Origin of the sequence: Anaerovirgula multivorans, assembly GCF_900188145.1 — a bacterium.
In the GTDB taxonomy this organism is placed as follows: domain Bacteria; phylum Bacillota; class Clostridia; order Peptostreptococcales; family Natronincolaceae; genus Anaerovirgula; species Anaerovirgula multivorans.
Genome location: NZ_FZOJ01000061.1, coordinates 1 through 10,278 on the forward strand (window position 1 = coordinate 1; position 10,278 = coordinate 10,278).

Here is a 10,278-nt window from a genome sequence, read left to right on the forward strand (position 1 = left end):
AACTGCTCTTTTGCCTGCTCTTTTATTCGCCGTTCCCCTCATGGTTTTTCCATCTATAGCTACTACTGTTCCTTCTTTCATAGCAGTTACTTCTTGCATCCATGCTGTAAAACACTTTTCAAATTGCTTAGTATAACATACTTACAGAAACCTTGCGATTATTTGTACCAATCTTGCTGGAAGCTGCTTCAAATCGGTTATATCCAATGTATTTTCAGCTCCATAAAGTTTACGGATAGCCTCTTTATCCTGCCCAATAGCTGCAGCAAGGAATTTGATGCCTTTACGTCGATATTCCTGTAAAGTATCTTTCATATCATGGGCTGCTTTTTCACCTGTGTAATCAGGCATAGCTTTAGGCTGCCCGTCACTAATGCTGATTATTAATTTGTTTTTTTGCGGTGCATTAAGCAATCTATCGGAAATAATACGTAACGCCATACCATCCCGGTTATTGCTACGAGCCTGAATGTTCATAAGACTATATTTTTCATCTGTGTCTTTGCTTTCAAAGTCTACATATGCATAAATGGACATTTGTTCCAACTTGGCGCGATCTGCTGTATCCCCGTAAACCATGATGGGAATACCACACCCAATGCAGAATTCATATAAAGCGATGGCTGCCTGTTTTGCTGCATCTAAGCGACCGAAGGCTGACATAGACGCTGATTCATCAATCCTGAGAGCTACTGCAAGGGAGGGCTCCTCTCCAGGAGGGCGCTTGCGGGCAAATACGCGGAAATCCAATGAAGCGGCTTGATCTGCACAGAATCTTGTGCCATAAAGCTGAGTTTTAGCGAATTCAGCAGAAACTTCATGCTCTAAAATTGGATTGGTTTTGCGGACTAGTTCTCGAATAACCGGTAGCAAGGCAGCAGCCATTTTGTGATATTCTTCCCTGTTTTGAGCGGTAGCTTCCGGACGGTGGACAATTAGCTTGATTGCATCATGGCAGCTCCCTTGAACACTTTGCCGTGCTTCTATATTCAACTGTTTACGAAATTCTTTTTTTTCTAATTGGCTTGTAACGGGTTTATCAAGCTCATGGTAAAATGGAGTGCCATTTTCTCCATTATCATTGTTTGAACCATCAGTATTTTCATCACTGCTGGTATCCGAATGCCCCTCGCTGTCTGCTGATTTTCTCAGACGGATTGCATTTTTATCAGCCTTATCTATTTCCGAAGCGTATTCTCCATTATCAGAAATATTAAGTTCCATTACTTCCGGATTCTCTCCCTCTGAATGGGATTGACAGACAGTATCCAATTCTGCAAGCTTCTCTATCAAGCCATGGCCTGCTAGTGCCTGTTCTAAAATGGCAAGTTCCTGTGGATCAGTGGTAATTTTGTAGAGTACCTTATGATATAAAGTATTTTTCACTGATGCCCCACTTGCAACGGCATCAACCCAAAAAATATAGGATCGCATCCCGGCCACACCTTTGATTGCATTAGCTCGAGCTGTTTCATCTAGCAAAATAATAGTTTCGGCTAAAAGAGAAAGAACACTTTCAGAATGATAGCCTGTCTTAGCTTTGGCCCGTTCCATCATAACTGCTTTGGTTGGTAGGTCTAGTTTTTCGGCATGCTGTACTCTATCACGCAAAGCTTCATTTAAGGGACGATAGCCATTGTAGCCACGGTTTGTTGTAATAATAGCAATAAAATCCGGGTGTCGATGGACTATGCGAGTTGGTAAGTTTAAGCTACCATCAGGTTCTAATGCAGAATTAAGAGCCATCAAAACAGCAGCATCCCGAATCACTGTCGGTTCCTGAATTTCCAAGAGCCATCCATTTTCATATGCACGGACAATTTCTGACGGATAATAACAATATTCAACGGTATCTGATTGATCATTTTCGTTTAATACTGGTAGTATAGAACCCAGCACATCTGATTTATCCATATCTGCAAAGCATGTTACTTTCGTGTAAGGTAAGCTAAGATCTGCAGAGAGGGCTTTTGCAAGCTGGGTTTTTCCCGAACCTGCATCCCCCTCCAGTAAAATTGTGCTGATTTTCATTTCACCGCGGTTCCAATTTCTTACTACTTCTTGATATATACGTTTTTCTGCTTCACTTTCAATATGGGAAGGGGGTTTCTGCCAGACAAGGGACTGCTCTTCTTCTGTTAGCTGTCTAGCAGGTGATAGAATACAAGTCTGTTTCATCTTAATAACACTCCAATTCTTCTAAAATACGACTAAGTACTCGTTGCCGTTCTCCAATCAATTCACCTAACTCATTCACGCCTTGAGCAAATGTTTTAATATCCTCATTAATATTTTGGTTGTCAATACAAATCTCTACGGGTAGTACACCCCCTTGTACTCCAATTCGTTCCACGGTTGGTTTTTCTGGATCGTATAATAGTGGAAACCGATACGCCTCCTTAAAGTAAAGCAATGTCCTGGATAAAAAGATTGCCAAGTCAAATACTTGATGTATAGGGATCTCCTGCGCTAAAATCGACTTACCATCTTTGTCATTTTTCCAAATTTGTACGGCAATCTGCATTTTTTTATTTTCTTCCAGTATTGGCATACCTAATGTTAAACGTTTGATGTCAGAGTTATATGCATTTCTGCCATCTATGCGATCATAACCCTTTGACAACATAACTGTTTTTTCATTCATTTCCATATCCTCCTTGCATTAGGATCAGCAGCTAAACACTGCTCCCTTAAACTTTCTAGTTCTGCTGTATGATCTTCGTTTGGGTCATCATACTTTAACACTTTGATAACTGATAGTTCAAAGTTTTCTCTGCCATATTTGTTCCAAAGTTCCTGTAATCGTTTATTTGGATGCCAGTTGGCTGCTAATTTTAAATTAGTGCTGTTAAAGTCAGCTTTTGTATCTTTAGAGATACCTAAAAATACTTCGTCAGTTTCTTTACAGCAGTAAGATATTACACCTATTTCAGGCTGTCTGTTTTTATAGGCTTCCAAAAGTTCTTTTTTTCTTTTAATATCCATTGTCTTCACCTCGACTTTATTATATACTTATATACTTAAAAACATAATCCACGCTCCGTAGACCAAATAAATGCATTATTATTCAAAAGACATTATTGTAAAAAACAGTAGATTATGCTATATCTTTGATTAATTAGTCGTAGAGTTTTTACCATTTTCTATACGATAATGACGCTGTAAATAAATAAAAATGCCAACTAAGGTATATATCCCTCGGTTGGCAGTCAACTCAACATCTTATATTTCAACGTCAAGCTCAACACCTGACTTAAACTCAACAATCACTTTATCATCAAAAAACGTTGCTTTCTCAATAAGTCGCCTTGCCAGCTGCTCATCACATTATGAATAAATTAATAGCTGATTATTTACATCCATCCTATCTCCTCGACTCTACGAATTTATCTAATCTGTCAACTCAACCATGCCCAATTTTAGCCTTATTTTTTTATAAAAAATAAACCCTCGATATGTTCCCATGAACACATATCGAAGGTTTAAGTCGAGTGGATAGAATTACTTTTTATTTATGCACCTTTGAAACCTAGTATTTTAAAGACTTTCAGGACTTCACTTTTTAGACATCAATACTACTGTCTCAACATGAAGTTTTTAGGCTATTTCACATCTTTGAAAAACCCAGTAATAACGCTGTGTTTATGCTGGTTTAACATCCATCCTGTCCTCTCAAAAAATAATCCTTGATTAGGCTATTATGTTTTTCACTTCTTTGAACTGTATTTTTTGCTTTTTCGCTTGTTTCCTTCATCGCCCTCTATAACATTACTTCGGTGCTGTTTTTCGATCTGCACAGCTTGATACATTTCTTTGGATATGATCGCTGGATTATTACCCTCGGCTAAATAACATAAATCATGTTTTCCGTTATCCAGCAATCGGGCATTTCCCATATACTTTTCATTACTGAGCATTACGTCAATTGTTCTCTTAGGCCATATAGCCTTTCCGGAAGGAGATTTTATTTCGAGTCGTTCCAGTTCTTTCACAATACCTAAAACACTCTTACCCTGAAGATAGAGGTTAAATATTATGCGCACATTTTTTGCTTCTTTATCATCGATAACCAAATTACCATCTGCATCATTGAAATATCCATAGCATTTTCTTTTATATAGCTTTGAGGTACCTTGTGCGGCACGTTGTTTGATTCCCCACTTAATATTATCGCTGCGTGATTCATTCTCTGCCTGAGCAATTGACTCTATTATTGAGATCATAAGGTCATTATCTGTATCGGCTGTATCAAGTACTTCCTGCTCAAATATAACACGAACGCCGAGAATCCTTAGCTGGTTCAAGGCATCAAGAATCTCTACCGTATCTCGGCCAAATCTGCTGATGCTCTTTGTTAGGATAATTTCTATATCACGTGACTTACAATCCTGCAACATACGAGAAAACTCTTTACGAGAGGAACCTGTCTTACTTGAAGCAATATCTATATACACATCTACTAATAACCATTTGGGATTAACTGCTGTCAATCTTGTTAGCGCCGATACTTGGGCGGCAAGGCTTTTCAGCTGTTCAACACTGTTTGTACTCACACGGCAGTAAATGCCAACTCGTTTTTCTCTTTTCGGAGGCAATGGTGGGATATAATGGATTATTTTATTATCAGTCACGACAATACCTCCTTAATTACAAGTCACTAGACAAATTGGAATTTATTGTTCCCGTTTCAGGTAGACCATATCAACAAGCTGTTTCCCGTCTTCAAACATCGGATGGTCATAATTGTCCGTGAAAAAGTTTTTTATTCGATGTGATTCTGCAAATCCGCATTTCTGATAAAAGTTAAGCGTAGAAGGAACGTCGCCCGTTCCGACAAGCATCGCATTACAATCGGTGTAATGTGAAAACAGAAAATCTATCAGTCTTTTTCCATAACCCTTTCGCTGACAATCAGGCATAACCGCAATGTTCTTAAGCTCATAAATACCGTCCGCCTCTTTAGTAACCACGCATTCGGCTTTTACTCCATTATCGTTCAGAACAAACATTTCACCACGTTCAAGGTACTTATCTATCATGCTTTCCTGTTCGTCAGCCAATAAAAGCAAGTCGATATATGCTTTCTTATCGTTTGAAACTTTCCTTATATACATAAGTAGACACCCCCTATAAATTCAAATTTATCGTAGCGTTTAATCAATCTACAACTTGAGTTCATCTCTCTACTCAGAATCATGGCTAACAAACATATGAGTATGTTTTATCAATGTTGGTTAGCCTATTACGCAATCATTTTATCAAATCTACCTTAAAAATCAATACTGACCACACAACCTCGCATTTTACAAAAAACATCTAAATCGACCACTTGCAAACCCCTGACATCTATCCTGACCACTCGCCAGATGCCGACATCTAAATCGCTCTGTCACTGGGTTTAGGCCATGTTTCGATATGTTCCCACGAAGCAAAAAAATCAAGTTTTCCACACCTCTGGTTCCCACCTTATAATTACACACAAGGCTTATATCAAGCCCTTCCAGAAGCCCCGTTCTAAACCCTTGTTATCAAAGTGACTGTCTCAACATGAAATGCTTAGGCTAATTCACACTTTTAAGAAATATAGCAAAAGTCTAGCATTTTCACAGGTTTGAAGTCCATCTTATCTTCTCAACATATAATTTTCGATTAGGCTATTTTCAAAATTTACTACTTTGAACTATATTTTTTGTCTTTTCTCTGAGTTCCATTTTCATCTTTAGTCACATTACTTCTATTAGCCTTTTCAATTTGCACTGCTTGGAATGTTTCTGCTGATATAATCGGTGGATTATTGTTTTCTGAAACATATTGAACTTCATGCTTTTCAGAATCTAAAAGACGAACTGTACCAGTATATTTCTCATTACTCAGCATCACATCAATGGTACGCTTGGCCCATTTATCTTTTCCTGTTGGTGATTTTATTCCGAGCCTTTCTAATTCTTTCACAACGCCGAGAACACTTTTCCCTTGAAGATATAGTTCAAAAATCGTGCGTACATTTTTAGCCACTGCATCATCAATGATAAGGCTACCATCAGTAGCATTTGTATACCCATAGCATTTTCTATCATATAGCTTTGAACTGCCATTGGCGGCACGTTGTTTGATGCCCCATCTTATATTATCACTGCGAGATTCGTTTTCTGCTTGTGCAATAGACTCAATTATAGAAATCATAAGGTCGCTGTCAGTATTAGCTGTATCCAGACTCTCTTGTTCAAATATCACACGAACTCCTAAAGTCTTTAGTTGATTTAAAGCTTCAAGAGTATCAACTGTATCCCTGCCAAATCTACTAATACTCTTAGTGAGTATGATTTCTAGATTATGCGATTGGCAATCGTCCAACATCCTTGAAAACTCTCTACGAGAAGAACCAGTTTTACTGGAGGCAATATCCATATAAACGTCAACAAGTAGCCATTGTGGTGTGGCTGCTGTTAATCTGGTAAGTGCTGATACTTGAGCAGAAAGGCTTTTTAGCTGTTCCAAACTATTGCTGCTGACTCTACAGTAAATACCTACTCTTTTTTCTTGCTTTGGAGGTTTAGGTGGTATAAAGTGTATTCTTGGTTTTTCAGACATAATACTCCTCCAAATAAAACAATTCTAATTAGTTTGACAAACAAAAGATTGTGCTCAAAATCTCCACCTTATAACCACACTGCCCAGTCACCATAATTAAATATTCCGCTTCCATGATGAAGTTTGCCATCTGCTTTAAGCTGCCGAAAAGCGTCACGCATTCGATTTAAAATTTCCGGTTTAATATCCAGACTATGATGTGCCGGAAATACGTGGGTTACTGGCAAAGCAGCAACTTTTTCCAGAGAATTTAAATAAGCTGCGGGGTCAGTCGATGGATAGTAGGCAAACAATGTGTCCTTATAAACCAAGTCACCAGTAAATAGGTATCCGCGCGCTTTTTCCCAAAAGCATAAATGTCCCGGAGAATGTCCCGGCGTATGAATCACCTTAATTCTTCGGCCGCCAAGATTTATAATCTCTCCTCCGTGCAACACCTTTGTGGGTATACCTTGAAAAAATGTGTATGTATTGACATCATATCCTTCGGGTGCATCACAACGATCCATAACCATTTCTCGGATTGTCTCCATAGAAAGCGGAAATCCGCCATTTAGCCAGTCCAATTCTACTTCATGTGCGTAAAAATCAGGAAAGTACTTGTGTCCACCTATATGATCCCAGTGTATGTGCGTTGCAATTGCCGTTACAGGTTTGTCTGTCAGTTTTTTTATTTCATCATATATATTGCAAATACCTAAACCTGTATCAATAAGCAAACTTCGCTCGTCACCGTTAAAAAGGTAACAGTGTGTTTCCTCCCAATGACGATATTCACTAATAATGTATGTGTCCTTGTCAATTTGATTTATTGTAAACCAATCACTCATAATATCCTCGTTCCTCTCCAGTTTTATCTTAACAACATAAAACTATATAAACAACCTGTACTACTATCCATACAGACTAATCATCATTTGCTTTATTATATCATATGATGATTAGTCTGTTTTGAATATTTTTATCAACTCGACCTACACTTTAACAATCCTATCTCCACAACCTACCTAACAATAATCCTGTCTACTCAACCTTATGAGTGGATATGTTCCCATCCATTGATTTTACAGAGAATTTTGAGAATACATAGCAGCTGAGTAAAGTATCAGAAAAGTCATAAAGTCCTTGTGTTCATATCTTTCACACACTCTACTTCTCAACCCTTGACATCAATACTACGCACTCAACGTGCCTATCTTTATCCCACAAAAGTTCCTGCACTTCTTCTCCCTCTTTAAAGACAGGAAAGTTAAAGGAAATAGACTTTAGTGGCACTTCCGTTTCATCACGAGGATATATTTGAATTTCTTTAATCAGGGAAGATACAAGAGCTTTCCGTTCTTCATCATTAATTCTGTCGTACATTTTTTCAAAGTTAATCATCAACTTGTAAACATTATCTAATGTGATAGCGTTCATTTCTACGGTAAGTAAATGTGAACGATCCTTACCAACTTTTGATGGCTGTTTTATCTCAGTTTCTATTCTTTTTTCACGAACCTTATTCCACAAATCCTCGCTAATGATAGCCTCATGCTTACCATCCGCTACAATATATTCTTCTTGCCATGCTTGTCGGTATTGATTTTTTGTCCCTTTTACTTTTTCCTTTGCCCGTCTGCCAAAAGCAATTTTTCCGCAATAGATAGGATTATCTAAAATCTGCCTTACAAAGCTTCCACTCCATTCGTTGAGCTTTCCATTCTGTCTTTGAATTTTCTTAATTCCTTGCAGATTGAGATATTGGGCAACACCACCATAACCCATTTCTGTATTAGCAAACTTATCATATATGATACGGATAACCTCCGCCTCTTCTTCCTGAATGAACAGGTTTTTATCTTTTAAATAATAACCATACGGAGCAAAACCACCATTCCAGCCACCTTGTCTTGCTTTTTCCTTACGCCCATTCATAGTCTGCTCAATAATATTTTCTCTTTCAATCTCAGCAACAGCCGAAAGCACAGATATGAGTAGCTTTCCGCTTGTCTGTGATGAATCTATTCCTTCCTCAATACAGATAAGATTTATTCCAAAGGATTGTGTGAATTCTAAGGAATTTAAAATATCTGCCGCATTTCTTCCAAAACGGGATAGTTTATACACCAGTATGTAATCTATTTGCAAGCCATTTTCTATATCTGATAACATCTTTTTAAAGGCAGGTCTGCCCTCAATGGATTTTCCGGATTTGCCCGCATCTTCATAGATGTCCACTATTGTCATTTCTTCTCTATCTGCAAAGCGTCTTAAACTGTTTCTCTGACCATCTAAGCTAAATCCATCAACCTGCATCTCTGTACTGACACGAGGATATAAAACACACTTCATTCCACTTCTGTTCATAAATAAAACCTCCTTTTCTGATTGAACAAATAGAAAATATCCTATGTAACGTGCTGTGAATTACACAGCACAATCTATTTCTTCCAAAATCTCAGCTCCATACTTTTCCACCACGCTCACTATGGTATCTATGAATGTGTTATATTCTTTTGACCCAATGGAGCAAGCTGTTTCTTTTGGAATAAATCCTTTTTCTGCTACATCTTCTGATTTATGTTTGATATTTTCCATCTGTAAACACCTCCGTGAATACATACCTCCATTATAAATAGGTTTTAAATTTATGTGAAATGTGTCGATTTTCTATTTCAACTCAATGCCTTTAGAAAAGCGAAAAAGACATAATTATAGACTCTCCAATCCTACACTGATTGAGAGAGCCTTGTTGATACAAGAAATTTCTTCCTCACTTATTCTTCTGATATTTTTTTTCAACCGTCTTTTACCTATTGTAGTAATCTGCTCTAACAATACCATTGACGGAATGGATAATGAAGAATGAGAACTTAGTTGGCAATGAGTTGGCAGTCTGGCTTTGTGGTGAATTTGTCCTGTGATTACTGCTACAATAACCGTTGGACTAAATTTATTTCCTATATTATTTTGAATAATCAAGACTGGTCGGTATCCTCTTTGTTCAGCTCCAACTCCATTGTTTAATTTGGCACAGAAAATATCTCCACGCATAATGCAGTCATTCATATACTCCATCTCCTTTTCAATGAGGTGCAATAACTGTATTATCAAACGTATATAATTCTTAGCAAAATCGAACGGCTGTTGGCACAGCTCCACGGGAGTTTCACCCTCTCGGCGTTCTGCCGAAACCCTACCCATTGCCTGCGACGCTTTCAACGCTCGGACTGTGGCTGTAAGGGAGTATCATTGTCCCATCTATATGTCATCGCCTACAAACTGCCATATTTGTTTTACGGTCTGATAATATTCGCTCACTCTAAATAGAGGTCATGGCGTATCGACCGCTTGTCTCATTATAAATTAAATGTATCCGTTTTACTTTATACTGCAAAGCCGTTATCTGACCTGCGTTCTTTGTCAAGGTTCATCAGCCTGATAATGAAACCATAAACGGGAAGTACGGAAAGGGGGGCGTACTTCCCATATGGATTTATCCGTTAAGCCGCATTAAAAGTTAAGATTTTGGTAATCAGCTTCGTTTCCAATCTGCGGCGTAATACCTCATCAACACATAAATGGGGATTGCCGCTTTCATCGTAAAATGTGGATAGGTTACAATAAACTAGACAAGTAAATTAAGGTCATGTAAACTAGAAACAATATACTAAAAGGAGAATCGTTTATATGGCTAAAAGAGAT

Annotated in this window: 10 protein-coding genes and 1 pseudogene; all 11 read right to left on the reverse strand. The window is 38.0% G+C overall.

Annotated elements, in window-relative coordinates; translation table 11 throughout:
• Positions 1-141 precede the first annotated feature (141 nt).
• On the reverse strand, positions 142-2,178 hold the full coding sequence (locus CHB72_RS24825) for an AAA family ATPase (RefSeq protein ID WP_089285556.1): 2,037 nt from the start codon (positions 2,176-2,178) through the stop codon (positions 142-144).
• Position 2,179: 1 nt separating this feature from the next.
• On the reverse strand, positions 2,180-2,644 hold the full coding sequence (locus tag CHB72_RS24830; RefSeq protein WP_176431613.1) for a DUF6530 family protein: 465 nt from the start codon (positions 2,642-2,644) through the stop codon (positions 2,180-2,182).
• Complete coding sequence (locus tag CHB72_RS24835; RefSeq protein WP_089285558.1) at positions 2,641-2,985, reverse strand: GIY-YIG nuclease family protein; 345 nt, start codon at positions 2,983-2,985, stop codon at positions 2,641-2,643. The genes CHB72_RS24830 and CHB72_RS24835 overlap by 4 nt, the downstream gene beginning before the upstream one ends.
• 722 nt (positions 2,986-3,707) lie before the next feature.
• On the reverse strand, positions 3,708-4,631 hold the full coding sequence (locus tag CHB72_RS24845; protein ID WP_089285559.1) for a recombinase family protein: 924 nt from the start codon (positions 4,629-4,631) through the stop codon (positions 3,708-3,710).
• A 42-nt stretch (positions 4,632-4,673) separates the two neighbouring features.
• On the reverse strand, positions 4,674-5,114 hold the full coding sequence (locus CHB72_RS24850; protein ID WP_089285560.1) for a GNAT family N-acetyltransferase: 441 nt from the start codon (positions 5,112-5,114) through the stop codon (positions 4,674-4,676).
• Between the two features lie 556 nt (positions 5,115-5,670).
• The gene (locus CHB72_RS24855; RefSeq protein ID WP_089285561.1) at positions 5,671-6,591 is read right to left on the reverse strand and encodes a recombinase family protein; all 921 of its coding nucleotides are present in this window, start codon (positions 6,589-6,591) and stop codon (positions 5,671-5,673) included.
• A gap of 68 nt (positions 6,592-6,659) precedes the next feature.
• Positions 6,660-7,421, reverse strand: a complete 762-nt coding sequence (locus tag CHB72_RS24860; protein ID WP_089285562.1) for an MBL fold metallo-hydrolase — start codon at positions 7,419-7,421, stop codon at positions 6,660-6,662.
• A gap of 319 nt (positions 7,422-7,740) precedes the next feature.
• Positions 7,741-8,940 carry a recombinase family protein gene (locus tag CHB72_RS24865; RefSeq protein ID WP_089285563.1) on the reverse strand — a complete coding sequence of 400 codons (1,200 nt, stop codon included), beginning with the start codon at positions 8,938-8,940 and terminating at the stop codon, positions 7,741-7,743.
• Positions 8,941-9,000: 60 nt separating this feature from the next.
• A complete protein-coding gene (locus CHB72_RS26940; RefSeq protein WP_176431614.1) occupies positions 9,001-9,171 on the reverse strand; it encodes a hypothetical protein in 171 nt (56 codons plus the stop codon).
• A 114-nt stretch (positions 9,172-9,285) separates the two neighbouring features.
• Positions 9,286-9,642 (reverse strand): type II toxin-antitoxin system PemK/MazF family toxin, encoded by a 357-nt coding sequence (locus tag CHB72_RS24870; RefSeq protein WP_089285564.1) that lies wholly within the window; start codon positions 9,640-9,642, stop codon positions 9,286-9,288.
• A gap of 434 nt (positions 9,643-10,076) precedes the next feature.
• Positions 10,077-10,178: pseudogene (locus CHB72_RS24875) on the reverse strand (helix-turn-helix domain-containing protein); the annotation flags it as partial.
• Positions 10,179-10,278: the final 100 nt, after the last annotated feature.